This is a genomic window from Blastocatellia bacterium (assembly GCA_025054955.1).
Lineage (GTDB): Bacteria > Acidobacteriota > Blastocatellia > HR10 > J050 > JANWZE01.
On record JANWZE010000028.1, the window covers coordinates 1 to 15,358 of the forward strand.

Annotated in this window: 12 protein-coding genes; 4 read left to right on the top strand and 8 right to left on the bottom strand. The window is 54.4% G+C overall.

All coding sequences use genetic code 11. The annotated features are described in order from the left end of the window. Positions 1-517: 517 nt before the first annotated feature. Complete coding sequence (locus tag NZ823_03115) at positions 518-1,114, top strand: OmpH family outer membrane protein (GenBank protein ID MCS6804117.1); 597 nt, start codon at positions 518-520, stop codon at positions 1,112-1,114. A gap of 101 nt (positions 1,115-1,215) precedes the next feature. Here the strand turns inward: NZ823_03115 and amrB are convergent, their stop codons facing one another. From amrB to aroF, 5 genes are all read right to left on the bottom strand, one after another. Next, positions 1,216-2,442, bottom strand: a complete 1,227-nt coding sequence (amrB, locus tag NZ823_03120; protein ID MCS6804118.1) for an AmmeMemoRadiSam system protein B — start codon at positions 2,440-2,442, stop codon at positions 1,216-1,218. An 18-nt stretch (positions 2,443-2,460) separates the two neighbouring features. After that, complete coding sequence (locus tag NZ823_03125) at positions 2,461-3,117, bottom strand: enoyl-CoA hydratase/isomerase family protein (GenBank protein ID MCS6804119.1); 657 nt, start codon at positions 3,115-3,117, stop codon at positions 2,461-2,463. After that, a complete protein-coding gene (locus NZ823_03130) occupies positions 3,098-3,502 on the bottom strand; it encodes a cobalamin B12-binding domain-containing protein (protein MCS6804120.1) in 405 nt (134 codons plus the stop codon). The genes NZ823_03125 and NZ823_03130 overlap by 20 nt, the downstream gene beginning before the upstream one ends. A 4-nt stretch (positions 3,503-3,506) precedes the next feature. Continuing rightward, positions 3,507-5,183, bottom strand: a complete 1,677-nt coding sequence (locus NZ823_03135; GenBank protein MCS6804121.1) for a methylmalonyl-CoA mutase family protein — start codon at positions 5,181-5,183, stop codon at positions 3,507-3,509. Between the two features lie 75 nt (positions 5,184-5,258). Further along, a complete protein-coding gene (gene aroF / locus NZ823_03140) occupies positions 5,259-6,944 on the bottom strand; it encodes a 3-deoxy-7-phosphoheptulonate synthase (GenBank protein MCS6804122.1) in 1,686 nt (561 codons plus the stop codon). A 293-nt stretch (positions 6,945-7,237) separates the two neighbouring features. On the opposite strand from aroF, the gene NZ823_03145 reads away from it, so the two are divergent. The 3 genes from NZ823_03145 to NZ823_03155 all read left to right on the top strand — a co-directional run bounded on the left by NZ823_03145 (position 7,238) and on the right by NZ823_03155 (position 11,399). After that, complete coding sequence (locus tag NZ823_03145; protein ID MCS6804123.1) at positions 7,238-8,188, top strand: VWA domain-containing protein; 951 nt, start codon at positions 7,238-7,240, stop codon at positions 8,186-8,188. Positions 8,189-8,703: 515 nt separating this feature from the next. Further along, the gene (gene purH, locus NZ823_03150; GenBank protein MCS6804124.1) at positions 8,704-10,278 is read left to right on the top strand and encodes a bifunctional phosphoribosylaminoimidazolecarboxamide formyltransferase/IMP cyclohydrolase; all 1,575 of its coding nucleotides are present in this window, start codon (positions 8,704-8,706) and stop codon (positions 10,276-10,278) included. Positions 10,279-10,424: 146 nt separating this feature from the next. After that, positions 10,425-11,399 (top strand): M48 family metallopeptidase, encoded by a 975-nt coding sequence (locus tag NZ823_03155; GenBank protein MCS6804125.1) that lies wholly within the window; start codon positions 10,425-10,427, stop codon positions 11,397-11,399. 35 nt (positions 11,400-11,434) lie between these two features. Here the strand turns inward: NZ823_03155 and NZ823_03160 are convergent, their stop codons facing one another. From NZ823_03160 to kdsA, 3 genes are read right to left on the bottom strand one after another with little or no spacing between them, the layout of a single operon-like run. Next, positions 11,435-12,007 (bottom strand): HAD hydrolase family protein, encoded by a 573-nt coding sequence (locus NZ823_03160; GenBank protein ID MCS6804126.1) that lies wholly within the window; start codon positions 12,005-12,007, stop codon positions 11,435-11,437. Continuing rightward, positions 12,004-14,352 (bottom strand): hypothetical protein, encoded by a 2,349-nt coding sequence (locus NZ823_03165; protein MCS6804127.1) that lies wholly within the window; start codon positions 14,350-14,352, stop codon positions 12,004-12,006. Before NZ823_03165 ends, NZ823_03160 begins: the two co-directional genes overlap by 4 nt. Beyond that, complete coding sequence (gene kdsA / locus NZ823_03170; GenBank protein MCS6804128.1) at positions 14,349-15,182, bottom strand: 3-deoxy-8-phosphooctulonate synthase; 834 nt, start codon at positions 15,180-15,182, stop codon at positions 14,349-14,351. Before kdsA ends, NZ823_03165 begins: the two co-directional genes overlap by 4 nt. Positions 15,183-15,358 lie beyond the last annotated feature (176 nt).

Sequence of the window (15,358 nt, forward strand, 5' to 3'; positions counted from 1 at the left end):
CCATGACTATGCCATCATGGAGCAGCAATTGCTTAAAAACCTCAGGTAATGTTTTCTCAGATGATCTTCCAAAGGTCCCTCCTCACGAGACGAAGAATCTAGGGGGAGATAGAAACGGCTGTCAAGCCAGAACCACGAACCGGAGCGATGTGGGTTACGTCCACGCTTCTCAACTGAGCATGTGGCACACACGTTCCCGCCTGTGATTCATTCTCAGTCTTCGTGGCGTGCCATAGCATAGGGGCGACTCCTTTGAGGGTGTGGCACAGGCGTTCCCGCCTGTGATTCATTTTCATTCTCCGTAGCGTGCGCGGAGCTCATAGACGACTCCTGCATCGTCACCGAGCACATGGACGACGCGTCTGTCCAATCCGTGCTGTCAGCACATGCCATGAATTTCTTCTCTCGCCCATTTTGGCTGCCCAGGTGTTAGGCAATGATAATTCAAGAAACCTCTTCCCTGACCGAGCGTGGATAGTTTATCATCGCGCTTTAAGAACAACTTGAAGGAGTCCGTATGAAACAGATGCATTATTCTTTTCTAGCCGCGTTACCGATTCTGGCGCTAGCGTGGTGGCATACTCAGCAAACGGCTTCGCCTGCCGCCACACAACCGAGCATCCCGATGGCCAAAGTAGCTATCATTGATAGCAACGAATTCACGGCTGACAAGGGGATTCAACAGGTCCTTCAACAACTCAGGATACTCGACGAAAAGTACAAACCTCAAACGGATGAGCTGCAAAAAATGCAACGAGAGATCGAAGCGTTGCAGGAAGAAATCCGCACAAAATCGGCCAACTGGACGGTTGAAGTACAACGCCGCAAGCAGGAGGACTTGGAAGACAAGCAACTGAAATTCAAACGTCGCAGTGAAGACACGCAACGCGCCTACCAAAAAGAACGGCTTCGTGTGACAGCGCCCATTAGCGAGCGGGTGCGCACTCACTTGCAACAGTACGCCATCAAGCGCGGGATTACAATCCTCATTGACATCGCCCCGCTGGAGCAATCCGGCGCTGTTCCCTACTATGATCAAGCTGTAGACATCACGCAAGACTTCATCAATGATTACAACAGAACCTATCCGGCGGCGGCAGCGGCTCCAAAGTAATTCGGCTTTCAATGCCAATCGGAAGACTCCGCTTCGTCTGCCTATGAATTAACAAGGGCCGATGGCCGACACGGCAATATGTCAGGCTTGATGCAACCTGTTTAATAAAAAGCCATGCTTGCGTAGGTGACGGCTGAGCGAGTTGACTCTTCGCTCCACTGCTCGTACTTGAGCAGTGTTCCGGAGGTTGCTTCTGTGGCTGCCAAGAAAGTGCAAATCGGCGGGAAGCCACAGACCTTGTGTTGATCGCCATCCTGGCGGATCACTTGGAAAAAGGCGATCGGGTCAACGGCCTCTGCCGTGCGTAACATCGTCAAATCTTGTTGCTCGATCTGGGCAAGCCTCTCTTGAGCCGCAAATGGGTCGCCGAATTTGTGTCCCACATGAGCTAGATCAGCGCCGATGATAAAGCACGTTGGTCGCTCGTACTCTCGGATTGCTTGTTTCAGGGCGTTGATAAACTTGGCGAACGACGCATCTTCGTAGGGCGACTGGTAGCTCAGCAACATTTGATGGAACGAGGTGACTAAAATCGGCACGATCTGAACCGGACGACGGTCGGCTAATACGTGCTGCAAGAAGACAACTTGAAACTCAATGGAGTGTTCTGTTCGATGCGCCAACTCATTCTGACTGATCGGTCCGCCATAGTGGTCTTCTAACAGCGTAAGGAACGCTTGATCGGTTTTCATCACACCGAGCGGTGTGACAAAATCCTTTCGCGTCGGCACAAATAAATCACCCAAGCCGTAATGACTGGTGCCGAGAATGATGTAAGTTTGAGCTTGAGAGCGTTCGGCCAATTCCCGATAGGCCCAACTATAACACGGTCCCCCGACGCGCAGATCAATATGCGGCGCAATGATTCCTTTCAGATCATTGCTGGCACCGAACCTTTGCGGCCAACCAGCGCCTTCTTCAGCAGTGAACAACTGGTTAAGATATTCGCGCAACCGGGCGGGATCATCCGGGTAGCTCCCGCCAGCATGCGCGGCAGGACGAACGGGAGCGTTGACGAACTGTTCTTGAACGGCGTTTTTATGTGCAAGGAATCGCGGCGTATCCAGCAGAAAGTGCTGATCAAGTTGATCAATCAAGCGCTGAACATCATCGCTAAACAGCATTTCACCTTTGTGGCGCATCCATTCAGCTTGCACGTCAACCATTGAATGCTCGCCGTCCAGAAATCGTAGGATGTCCAGTGCCCCTACAGAGATCAGCAGCACACCATGATTATATCCGTGTGGATCACGCAGGCCGATGAGCTGCTTGCCTTCAACCGTGACGGGAAACATTTCAATGTCGGTGCGGAGCCGTGGCAATCGCATACGCTGATGAACCTCCAATCATGCTGACACGGGGTCATTCGATTGAAGCGCACTCGTCGAAAGGTTCCACTGTTGAGCTAACGCTAAACTGGCTTGCACAACCGAGCCGTCTTGCACAAGGCGATTGACCAACCCAAGACGGTAAGCCTCCTGGGCAGTGAGGCGCCGACCCGTCATCAACAATTCCATCGCCTGCGCCCGTCCGACCACGCGCGGCAACCGTTGCGTTCCGCCGAATCCCGTGATGATGCCAAGACGAGCGCCAGGATGAGCAAAAACCGACCGGAGTGAGGCAATGCGAATATGACAGGCCAGAGCCAGGTCCACGCCTCCACCCATGCAGTATCCGTCAATGGCCGCAATGGTCGGCATTGCGCTGCGCTCAATCAGGCGACACACCTGCTGGCCACGACGCGCAAATGGCAAGGCGCTCAAACCATTCAACGAACCGACCTGATAGATGTCCGCGCCTGCGGCGAACGCTCCACCCGAACCGGTGAGGATGATGGCGCGAACATCGTTCCGTCGGTTGAGATGAGCCAAGATGTCAGCCAACTGATCGAGAGTTTCAATGGTCAACGTATTGAGCGCGGCAGGGCGGTTCATGGTCACAACGGCTACACCCTGGCCGTATTGCACGATGACAGGGGCGTCTTCAGGCGCGTGGACGGACATGCGACCGGATGAATTCGATAATCGTATGCATGGACGTGCCGGGCAGAAACACCTCGGCGATACCGATCTCCTTCAATTTGGGAATATCCTCCTGAGGAATGATCCCACCAACGACCACAAGCACATCAGTCAGTTCTTTCTCACGCAGCAATTGCATGAGCTGCGGACACAAAACGGTATGCGCGCCGGAGAGAATGGACAAACCAATGCAATCTACGTCTTCTTGCAAGGCCGCATTGACGATCATCTCCGGTGTTTGCCGCAGTCCAGTGTAAATGACTTCCATGCCCGCATCGCGCAACGCACGGGCAATGACCTTGGCCCCGCGATCATGGCCGTCCAAACCAGGCTTGGCAAGCAACACGCGAATTTTGCGTTCTGCCATAAGGTTAAAATGCTGGCTCCTGATAATCTCCGAAGACTTCTTTCATCGCTGAACTAATCTCGCCGAGCGTCGCATAGGCGCGAACGCACTCGATGATGAAGGGCATCGTATTGTCGTTTCCGCGGCAGGCAGCCTTCAACGCTTCAAGTGTCTGCTGGACGCGGTTGTTATCGCGCTTGGCACGCAACTGCCTGAGCCGCTCTTTTTGAATCTCGGCGACTGATTCATCAATGTAGAGGATCGGCAGCGGCGGTTCCTCATCAACCACAAAATCATTGACGCCCACGATGATCTTCTCGCCAGCTTCGACCGCCTGTTGATATTGATAGGCTGCTTCATGGATTTCGCGCTGCGGAAAACCAAGCGCAATAGCGTTGAGCATGCCGCCCATTGCGTCAATTTTGTCGAAATAGTCCCAGCACCCTCGCTCCATTTCATTGGTCAACGTTTCGACGAAGTAGCTGCCCGCAAGCGGATCAACCGTATTGGTCACGCCCGATTCATAGGCGATGATCTGCTGGGTTCGTAGCGCGATTTGCGCAGCCTGTTCGGTTGGCAGCGCCAAGGCTTCGTCCAGCGAATTCGTATGCAAGCTCTGCGTGCCGCCCAGCACAGCCGCCAGCGCCTGCAACGCCGTGCGAACCACGTTGTTGTAGGGTTGCTGCGCTGTGAGGCTGCAACCGGCCGTTTGCGTGTGAAACCGACACATCCACGATTGAGGATGGCGCGCGCCAAATCGCTCGCGCATGACCTTGGCCCACACACGTCGCGCCGCGCGGAATTTGGCGATCTCCTCAAAGAAATCGTTATGTGAGTTGAAGAAAAATGAGAGCTGCGGGGCAAACTCGTCCACATCGAGCCCGGCAGCAATAACCCACTGCACATACTCGATGCCATCACGCAATGTGAAGGCTAACTCCTGCAGCGCCGTCGAGCCGGCCTCGCGGATGTGGTAACCAGAAATCGAGATCGGATGCCAACGCGGAACATGTCGCGTGCAAAAAACGATCGAATCAACGACCAAGCGCATGGAGGGTTCCGGTGGATAAATCCATTCTTTTTGCGCGATGTACTCTTTCAGGATGTCGTTTTGAAGTGTGCCGGAAATCTTTTTCCAATCAGCGCCCTGCTTTTCAGCAACGACCAGATACATGGCAAAGATGATGGAAGCAGGTGCATTGATGGTCATCGAGGTCGTGACTTGCTCCAATGGAATGCCATCAAACAGCACTTCCATGTCTTCCAGGCTGGAAATCGCAACGCCGCATTTGCCGACCTCGCCTGCTGCGGCCGGATCATCAGCGTCTACTCCCATCAACGTCGGCAGGTCGAAGGCGACCGATAAGCCAGTCTGCCCATGCTCAAGCAAATACTTAAACCGCTTGTTGGTGTCAAACGCTGTGCCAAAACCGGCAAATTGCCGCATCGTCCACAGCCGCCCGCGATACATCGTTGGATAGATGCCGCGCGTATAGGGATACTCACCGGGGAAGCCCAAGTCCCGTTCGTAATCCAGCTCAGCCACATTCAACGGCGTATACAGGCGTTCGATTGGCCGGAGCGATACCGTCGAGAATTGCCGCATGCGCTCAGGCCGTTTTTGCAGCGTAGGATTGAGCGTTTCTTCCTCCCAACGTTGCACATCTATGCCAACATGAGAGTGCGTCTCCTTAGTTGTCATGAGCCTCGTTGCTCCGTCTCAGGAATTGATCTAACCGAGAGGGCTATAGTAATGTAGCGACTTTGGGGCTGTCAATTAGGCCGACGCCGGATAAGAGCCAAGGATTTTGATAAATTCAGTCATGCCGCGCAACTGCTCCAACGCTTGTTGAACGTTCTCATCCGCCAAGCTCCCCTCCAGATCAACATAAAACATGTACTCCCATGGCCGACCCGGTCGTGGCCGCGATTCCAGCTTGACCAAGTTGACATTGTGTTCGGCAAACTTTTGCAGCGTGCTGAGCAGCGCCCCGGGCTTATTGGACACGCTGTAAATTAACGACGTTTTATTCGCCTTCTCAGTGATACTGTGATCCGGCGAAATCACCAGAAACCGCGTGTAGTTTTGCGGGTCTGATTCAATGCCCTCTTTCAAGATGGCCATGCCGAGCTTCTCGGCCGCTTGTGCGCTGGCAATGGCCGCCACATCGCGTCGTTCTTGCTCGGTGATGTACTTGACGCTTCCTGCGGTGTCATAGACCTGAATAATCTCCCAGTCGGGATGCTGCGAGAGAAAGACCCGGCATTGAGCCACTGACTGCGGGTGAGCATAGACGCGGCGAATATCCTGCAGTGTCGTTTCCTCATGTCCAATCAGGTTGTGAACAATGCGCATCTTGAACTCACCGATGATCGCCACGTCATACTCTAATAGCAGGTCATAGTTCTCGTGAATGCTGCCGGAGAGCGAATTCTCAATTGGGATCACGCCGTAATCGCACGTACGATCCTGCACGCCTTGGAACACGTCCCGAAACGAGAGTTGCGATTGCGGCACGGCCGTTTCGCCGAAATATTGATAGACAGCGCGCTCGCTGAACGCGCCCGGCTCGCCTTGATAGGCGACTTTGAGCGGCTTGGTCGCTGTCCAGGTAACGGCCGCTGGAATCTTGTAGGATAAATCAAGCTGGCGTCCGACCACTGGCGAGATGACTTCCAAATCACGGATCAATTTCTCCAACTGCTCGAAGTAGAGGCTCTGCGGTCCATCCGAGAGTGCCTGCTCTGGATTCGGGTGCACCTCGACCATCAAGCCATCGGCGCCAGCAGCAATTCCGGCCAGGGCCATCGGCGCCACAAATTTACGATTCCCCATGCCGTGACTCGGATCAACAATGATCGGCAAGTGCGTTTTTTCCTTGATCACCGGAATCAAGCTCAAGTCAAGCGTAAATCGTGAATGGTCGGAAAAAGTGCGAATCCCCCGCTCGCACAAAATGACCTGGTCATTGCCGCCGGCCAAGATGTATTCGGCTGCGCCAAGAAACTCTTCCATCGTAGCAGCCAACCCGCGCTTGAGCATGACCGGCTTGCGCACTTCGCCACACGCTTTCAGGAGCTCAAAGTTCTGCATGTTGCGCGCGCCGATCTGCAAAATGTCGGCATATTCAGCCACAATCGGCACGTGATCAACGGTGAGCACTTCGGTAATGACTGGCATGCCGGTGCGCGCCCGCGCTTCGGCCAGAATCTTCAAGCCTTCTTCGCGCAACCCTTGGAAGCTATAAGGTGAGGTGCGCGGTTTATAGGCGCCACCCCGCAGAATCGTCACACCCAGATGATGGAGACGGTCGGCAATCTCCAACAACATCTCTCGACTCTCAACAGCGCACGGACCAGCCATGATAACGAACTTCTCTCCACCAATCGTCGTCGGGCCAACGGTCACAAGCGTCCGTTGGTGTTTCGTTTCTCGTAAGACAAGCTTCAAATTCAATCCCATGAGACTTCCTCCTTGATAAACTGACGTGTGTTAGCTCATCAGGCTGCCTGATACGGCTCGGCCTGTTTTATCAACGGCGATATAAGAATTGTCGAGTGAAAGTCAACGTACCATTGCCCGCTTGTACGGGCAAAAGTAGAACGCATTGAAGAAATAGAAGACCCAGAATATGGCCGCCGCCTTCGTCTCAGTGCAACAGGCGTTGATGCTGGCAACGATTTGGCGACATCTGCTTTTCATTTTTATCTCTGCCCTCGTATGATAAAAGGCGGCTCTATTATAAAGGAATCGGGATGCGTGTCAACAAATTTCTATTGGTCGTTGTGATCTTTGCGCCGCTGATGAACCCGCTCCTAATCTGCATCGGCCAGGTTTCATTGCGGGCAGACCTCGTGCTGGTCCCCGTGAGCGTTCGTGATAAACAAGGACGCGCGGTGACCGACTTACGCGCCGATGATTTCAAACTGTTCGACAACGGTCAGCCCCAACGCATTGTCTTTTTCTCATCGGAGCAGGAGTCAGACCAATTGGCGCGACCTCTTGAGCTGGTTTTGTTGCTGGATTCGAGCCGGAGTATCTCCGCCATCTTACATCAACAACGAACGGCCGTGACGAGCTTGCTCAACCAACTTGGAGAAAAAACCTTCGTCAGTCTCATTAGCTTCAGCCGGCATCCCAATGTGATACTTGATTTCACCAATCAGAAAGAGCGCGCGCTGACGGCTTTTCTTCAGCATCAACGCCTCGAAGGCGACACAGCCATTTTTGACGCCGTCTTGTTCGGGCTGAAACAACTGAGCGAGCGGCCGCAAGATGAGACCCGAAAGATCGTGATCATTATTTCCGATGGACAAGACACGGCCAGCACCATAGGATTTCGCCAGTGCTTAGAGCTGGCCCATGAGCATGGCATCGCCGTTTACTCGATACTGATTCCGATCTATTCGCCGTATGGTGATCGTCTCGTCGCGCGTCGCCCAGTCAAAGGATTTCGTGAGTTAGCCGAAGAGACCGGCGGCAAATTCTTTCAAGTCGGCACAGTTGAAGCTGCGCTGAACCCAAGCGCCACAATTGATCTTGGCCCCATCTTCACAGCCATCGTTGAAGATGTGCGGCATCAATACTACTTGGGCTTCTATCCGCCGGAAAACAACCAGCCCGGTTTCCACCGGTTGGACGTGCGCGTGACCAAGAAGCATACGAAAGTTGAGTTGAAGCGGAGGGGATACATAGCGAGGCCGTAGTCGTCAATGACGCAGCCGGAAACAATTCATCCAAAGCGACCGAAAAACGCGGCACCAGCCGCGAGTGAACGTAGCCTTGGCCCTGCGCAAGCTCGGCGACGACATAATGTCCCTCTTCGAGCGCAAAGACCATGACGCTATGTAGCGACGGCTCCATCACCCAATACTCGTCAACGCCACAGCGAGTAGAGAGCTGTTTTTTTTCTCTTCGAGGTCGTGCTTGACGCTGATTGGTAAAATAACTTCAACGACCAAATTCAGGATGAGGCCCAGGTGTTCCCTGACGATCGGGGGCGGACTGGCTGTCCAATGCTCGTGGGATACAAACCTCGTTTCGATATGCAGTTTGATTACTGCACCTTTCGGAAGCTATGGCCCCGCGTATTCGCATAATGAATCTTCCCTGCATCCCACCGAGGAAAAATCACCAATGCCGCAACTGTGCGATTGGTTCATGCGCTTCGATGGCGCGTGCGTTATAATGTCGGCTCAATTTTTTATACTGGCCGGCAATTATGGAGACAAAAATAAGAACAGCGCTCATCAGCGTCTTCGATAAAACGGGCATCGTCGAATTTGCTCACGCTCTGACTCAATGGGATGTGACGATCATCTCCACCGGTGGGACAGCGCGCCTGTTGCGAGACAATGGCATCGCTGCCAAAGATGTATCCGACATCACAGGATTTCCTGAAATGCTCGATGGCCGTGTCAAAACCTTGCACCCACGCATTCACGGTGGAATCCTTGCGATCCGCCATAACCAAACCCATCAACAGGAAGTCAACAAGCATCAGCTTACGTTGATTGACATGGTCGTCGTCAATCTTTATCCGTTTCAACAAACAGCGATCAAGCCAGCGGTCACACCTGAAGAGATTATCGAGAACATAGACATCGGCGGGCCAACCATGATTCGCGCCGCAGCCAAGAATTTTCGCGATGTCGCCGTCGTCGTTGATCCAACCGATTACGAGATGTTGATCAAGCAGATGCAGTCAATGCGCGGAGGCCTCAGCCTGGAGACACGATTCATGCTCGCTCGCAAAGCCTTCGCCCACACGGCGAGTTATGACGCGGCCATCGCCGATTTCTTCGAGAACCGATTCTCAACTGACGACCAACAACTGCATATCGCATCCGAACCGATCATGCCGAGACGGTGCACAGTGACACTGCGCAAGCGACAAGATTTGCGCTATGGAGAAAATCCCCATCAGCAAGCGGCGCTCTACGAGTTCGCTGGCGACGCGCCTGGGGTGGCGCAGGCCGAACAACTCCAAGGCAAAGAACTATCGTTCAACAATCTCTTAGACCTCGATGCTGCGTGGAATCTAGTCAGCGAATTTGATGAGCCGGCGTGCGTGATTATCAAACATACGAACCCATGCGGCGCGGCGACAGCTCATTCCCTGCTCCAGGCCTATCAACAGGCGAACGCCACCGATCCTGTCTCGGCCTTCGGTGGCATCCTTGCATTCAATCGCACAGTTGATGGTGAAACAGCTCGCGAGCTGAGCAAGGTCTTCGTTGAAGCTGTCATTGCGCCTGATTTTGACGAGGCGGCCCGGCAGCTTCTAGCGGCAAAAAAGAATGTGCGCATCATGCGCATGCACAATCACGCGGCACGTGCCGGGTACGACTGCAAGAAGATCACCGGCGGCCTCCTGCTTCAATCGCGCGACGCAGACCCACTGCGTCAGGAGGATTGGAAAGTGGCGACAAAACGGCAGCCAACACATGAAGAATTGAGTGCGTTGCAGTTTGCTTGGAAGGTGTGCAAACACGTCAAATCGAACGCTATTGTGTTTGCCCGTCCCGGTCAGCTCGTTGGTGTCGGCGCTGGCCAGATGAGCCGGATTGATTCGGTCAAAATCGCTGCCATGAAGGCTCGTTTGCCGCTGGCCGGAACGGTGGTCGCCTCCGATGCCTTCTTCCCGTTTCGTGATGGCGTTGATGAAATTGCTCAACACGGCGCGACGGCAGTGATCCAACCTGGTGGATCAGTGCGCGACCAGGAAGTGATCGCGGCGGCTGACGAACATGGCCTGGCAATGGTGCTGACTGGCATGCGCCACTTCCGGCATTAATCGGGGTCCGTGATTCGTGATCCGGGATTCGTGGGTCGTGGTTCGTGATCCGGGATTCGTATGCCGTCATTCAATTCACGATCCTCAGTACACAGACCACGGTTCACGGTCCACGGTTCACAGCCCATGAGAATTAGGAGGCATAGATGACTGAGACCCATACGATGCGCTGCCGCTACTGCGGTCAACTCAATCAAGTGAAACCTGAACGCGAAGGCGTGGCCATCTGTGGACGTTGTCGGTTGGAACTGTCGGAGACGCCGCACAAAAAGTTTTCCTCACTCGATCCGCATACCTACATTCACGAGCTGGACAGTCAAGCATTGGCCGCGCTGAAAGCGGTGCCGGGCGTGGATACGGTTCTGAAAAAGTTTCTGGCGCTCACATACGAAAGTTACTTCCGCGTCGTCTTCATGGCCAGTTGCGTAAAAGTCAGCCAACGACAATATCCCGACCTGTATGCCAAGCTGGAAATCGCAGCAAAGACACTTGGCCTGCCCGTGCCTGATCTGTTTGTCAGTGTGGCAGACCCGTTTGACGGAGGCGTTGGGTTCAATGCGTTTTCCAGCGGCGTGGAAAAGCCGTTCATTGTTATCAATTCGCTGCTGGTGGAACGATTGACTGATGAGGAATTACTCTCGGTCATCGCGCATGAAGTCGGACACATTCATTCGCAGCACATGCTCTATCGGTCGGCGGCGCTGATTTTGCTCATGCTGACCCGTTATGCCATGCTCACAGGGCCGGTCGCAGCGGGCATGTCCACACTGCTCACCCTGACGTTACAAGCTGCGTTGCTCAACTGGTACCAGAAGTCTGAATTCAGCGCGGACCGAGCAGCGATGCTGGTCACGCAAAACGCTCAAACTGTCCAAACAGCATTGATGAAACTGGCTGGCGGCACGCTTGCTGCCAAAGTCAACTACGATGAATTCCTCGCTCAAGCACGCCAGTTTGACAAAAGCTACGACGAAAATGTGTCGGACAAGATTTGGACGTGGATCGCCGCCGCCCAGACAACACATCCGTTTCCTGTGTGGCGCGTATCAGAAATACTGAAGTGGATCAACAGTGGCGGCTATGAAAAAGTGCTCAGCCAATCAAGCGATTCGGCATCGTGACTGACTGCGACCGAGCATCGGAACGCGATTTGAGTTCAGTCGGTATCACGGGCGAAACCAAACGATGCGACGAGCTGATCCCATTTGCCCTGAGCCTTCAAGATAAACTCGATGGCCTCGCGCACGCCGCCATGACCGCCCTCGCGCCGCGTGACCCAGTGGGCGTGAGCTTTCACTTCGGCGACAGCATTGGCCACCGCAATGGCCAGCCCGACACGGCGCATCACAGGCAAATCGGGCAAATCATCGCCAATGTACGCAACGGCCTCATCAGAAATCCCTTCCTCGGCAAGGATCGCTTCATAAGCCAGCAGCTTGTTCTCGGCATTTTGATAGAGGTGATGGGCATGCATTTCCTTGACGCGGCGCTCCAGCGCATGGGATGTCCGCGTGGTAATCACGCCGGTGCGCAACCCAGCTAGCGCAGCCAGTTTCATGCCTTGACCATCGTGCGCATGAAAGAATTTCGTATCTTCCTTGTCAGGCAATAACACAATCCGCCCGTCTGTTAACACGCCATCGCAATCCATCAACAGCAAGCGAATACGTTGGGCTCGTGCTTGAACTGTCACATCTTCAACGGTGGGCTGGTGAGTTTCAAAGCTCATTTTTCCACGAACACAGGAATGTCATAGAGACGCCAACCTGTCGGCTGTTTGCGCAAGGTGAAAATTGCTTTGACGGTTCGTTGCCGCTCGCCGGTTACGACTTGCGCCTGTACGTCGAGCGCGACGCGATGCGCGTCGAGTCGTTGGGCGCGTAGGATTTCACTTTTCCACGACTTAATGAAGGCAACACCAATGGTGAATGCTTTTAGATTGCCTTGTTCAACCAAGCCTCGGACAGCGGACGGCGTTCCTGTGCTGACGGCAGCATCAAACTGCGTCATGAATGTTTGTACTGCCTCGTCGGCTTTGACCAGTTGTTCGGCCATCCGCTCAGCCTGAATGAGCAAGTCACGCACCGGCAGCAACGATGCGTCCTCAGCGAATGCAAGCGCGGCCTGGCGATAAGCCAGCACAGCCGATGCAGCTTGCTGTCGTTTCATACTGACATCGCCCAGAGCCAACTGCGCATTCGCGTAGGCTGTCAACGACAGCCACGGCTCTCTTATGATGTCCCGCGCTTGCTGCTCGGCTTCTTCGAGCCGACCTAACGCAGCCAGCGCGCGGGCAAGTAACGAACGCGCCACCAGGTTGTAAGGCTCTGCTTCGATGGCTTGACGAGCTTTCGGCTCAGCCTCGGCAGCCTTGCCCTGTACTAATGCGAGCGTTGCTTGTCCGATCAACTGACCGATAACGGGCTTGCGCGGGAAGGTGTCATTGTCATACCGGGCTTGCAAGTAATACTGATCAGGATCAACATGGGCGAGCGCCGGCTCCTGCGGAACATCGAACACGGCTTTGGCATATCCTTCAGATTCAAACTTGACAGTTCGGCGATGTTTTTCACCCGAAGGCAGCGTAATTTCCACGTCAACATCGCCACTGCCGTCGCCGAAGTTGGCGATGTTGACCGACCAAGCCCCGTTCTCGAAGACCGGCTTGCCGACAGCCAAGTCTGGCAACACCACGCGGTCGAACCAATTTTCAAACAGCGACCTGAGGCGCGCCGGATCGCCTACGCTAAGAAGCATTGTGCGCAACGCCTCGAGTGTTCGTGGTTGATGAGTCGGACCGGAGAAAAACGTCTTGATCACACTGGTCAATTTATCACGACCAATCTCCCGTTCGATCAGCCGCATCACCAGCGGAACTTTGTTAAACACGCTGGTGTAGTATTCGCGATTGAGCAGCGACTGTCTGACCAGTGGCGCGTCATAAGCGCTCGCCCCGCTCACGATGCGCGCGTAATCAGCGCGGAATCGTTCGACAATGCGATCCACAGCCGGCCGACCGTACTGCTCGTGCACATACAGCAACGCCAGATAACTTGGCAATCCATCGAGCAAGACGCCATGACCAGCTCCCTGAACCAGGTAGCGCCCGCCGAGCCAACAGCGCGCCAGCGTGCTGGCCATGAAGAAAATCGTATCGTCGTCAACAATATCACGAGCAAAGGCGCGTTCATCCACGATGATGAAGCCCGGCGCGCCGTAAAGCGGAATCTGCGACGACGCGATCACACGGACAGGATGCGGCGTGGGCTGGCCGAAAAAGGCTGTATAGAATTTTGCTATCCGCCGAATCTCATCACGCACCCGCTGGACAGTGTTCGGATTGGTCATGGTGTAATCGCGAGGCAGGTACAGCTCAACGTCGGCCTCGCCGGTGGCGGCCATCTGCACATCGCGGGCAATGAACAGGGGCTGCGCCAATAGCGTCTGGCGATAGGTTGTCACCGTTGTGTCACCCTGCGATGATTCCGAGACGCGCTCGCCAGATGCGATGACTTTCATCGCCGCTGGCGCTATCACGCGCAATCTAAACGGCGCCATGTCGGCGTTGTAATCAAGCAGATACGGTGTATGAATCATCGGTATCCAGAAGCTCTCCGGCAGGAGCGCCTGCTCGTCCACGGTTAAGGCAGCGCGCGCGGTAGCCTCTTCGACCGGCAAGTCATAGTAAAACACCACGGTTGTTGATTGTCCGGGACCCAGGGCTTGTCCGAGGCTGAAGGTGACATTGAGCGTGCGCGTGCGCTCACTCACTCTGGTCGTTGGTTGGATGAGCGTCTCATTGACACTGACCGATTTGATCTGCGCCTTCTCAGCGAGCTTGAATTCCATTTGAGCAATCGCTCGTTCGGAAGGGTTCGTGATGGTGAGCGTCGCTTGAACCTGAACTTTGTAATCGGCTAATGAGATGGTGGCAGCTACATCATACTGCTCGATGCGTAACTGTAAGTAAGACGTATCCGCCGCCTGCGAGGCCCAGCCTGTGGTGAACCACCACAAGAGCAGTGTCGTGACAGCCCACATCGAACCTCGCCGGTTGACTGCTTCTCTCCTCATCGTTGTTCCACTCCTGAATGTTTGACTAACCTGTTAATCGCAACGACCGATTCCAGCAGCGGGGCCAGACGGGCCAACGGCAGCGCATTCGCGCCATCAGACAATGCTGCTTCCGGCCGATCGTGTACTTCCATGAATAAACCGTCTACCCCGCAAGCGACACCAGCTCGTGCCAGATACTCAATGTATTCCGAGAGACCGCCAGACCGGTCGCCTTGTCCACCCGGCAGTTGTAAGCTGTGGGTGACATCAAACACGACCGGATAGCCCCACTGCCGCATGATTGGAAACGAGCGCATATCTACAACCAGATTGTTGTAACCAAAACTCGTGCCACGCTCGGTCACAGTCACACGCTGGCAGCCGTGGCTCGTCACCTTTTCAAGAGCATGACGGATGTCCCACGGGGAGAGGAATTGACCTTTTTTGATATTGACGGCTCGACCGGACTTGGCCGCCGCCACTAACAAGTCGGTCTGCCGACACAGAAAGGCGGGAATCTGCAACACGTCAGCGACCTCAGCCGCTGCTGTGACTTGATTGACTTCGTGCACATCAGTCAAAATCGGCACGTCGTGTTCCCGCTTGACCCGTTCCAGAATCCGCAACCCTTCTTCCAGACCAGGACCTCGATAGGAACGCCATGACGAACGATTTGCCTTGTCATACGATGCTTTGAAGATGTAAGGAACGCCCAAGGCCTGCGTGATGCGCTTGATCTGTTCCGCCATGAACAAACAGTGTGACTCGGATTCAATCACACACGGGCCGGCGATGAGGAATAATTCCGGCCCACCCAACACGACATTTTGAACACAAAATGAATACATCGGTGCCTCTCTTCCCATGACAACAACGCATGAGTCTAACGTTGTCATACCTAAGACACAAGAGCCGATCAAACGCCAACATCCACCAGAGCAAGCTCCCACACGCAGACCGCGCGTCATAGAAGCAAGCTCGTTTGCCAGGATTGTGGTTGAGTCCAGTCCACCCATGATGAGCG

Coding starts and splice junctions, on each gene's coding strand:
- NZ823_03155 (MCS6804125.1), top strand. CDS start 10,425: ATGACTGAGACCCATACGATGCGCTGCCGCTACTGCGGTCAACTCAAT.
- aroF (MCS6804122.1), bottom strand. CDS start 6,944: ATGGGATTGAATTTGAAGCTTGTCTTACGAGAAACGAAACACCAACGG.
- NZ823_03130 (MCS6804120.1), bottom strand. CDS start 3,502: ATGGCAGAACGCAAAATTCGCGTGTTGCTTGCCAAGCCTGGTTTGGAC.
- purH (MCS6804124.1), top strand. CDS start 8,704: ATGGAGACAAAAATAAGAACAGCGCTCATCAGCGTCTTCGATAAAACG.
- NZ823_03125 (MCS6804119.1), bottom strand. CDS start 3,117: ATGTCCGTCCACGCGCCTGAAGACGCCCCTGTCATCGTGCAATACGGC.
- NZ823_03165 (MCS6804127.1), bottom strand. CDS start 14,352: ATGAGGAGAGAAGCAGTCAACCGGCGAGGTTCGATGTGGGCTGTCACG.
- kdsA (MCS6804128.1), bottom strand. CDS start 15,182: ATGTATTCATTTTGTGTTCAAAATGTCGTGTTGGGTGGGCCGGAATTA.
- NZ823_03145 (MCS6804123.1), top strand. CDS start 7,238: ATGCGTGTCAACAAATTTCTATTGGTCGTTGTGATCTTTGCGCCGCTG.
- NZ823_03135 (MCS6804121.1), bottom strand. CDS start 5,183: ATGACAACTAAGGAGACGCACTCTCATGTTGGCATAGATGTGCAACGT.
- NZ823_03160 (MCS6804126.1), bottom strand. CDS start 12,007: ATGAGCTTTGAAACTCACCAGCCCACCGTTGAAGATGTGACAGTTCAA.
- NZ823_03115 (MCS6804117.1), top strand. CDS start 518: ATGAAACAGATGCATTATTCTTTTCTAGCCGCGTTACCGATTCTGGCG.
- amrB (MCS6804118.1), bottom strand. CDS start 2,442: ATGCGATTGCCACGGCTCCGCACCGACATTGAAATGTTTCCCGTCACG.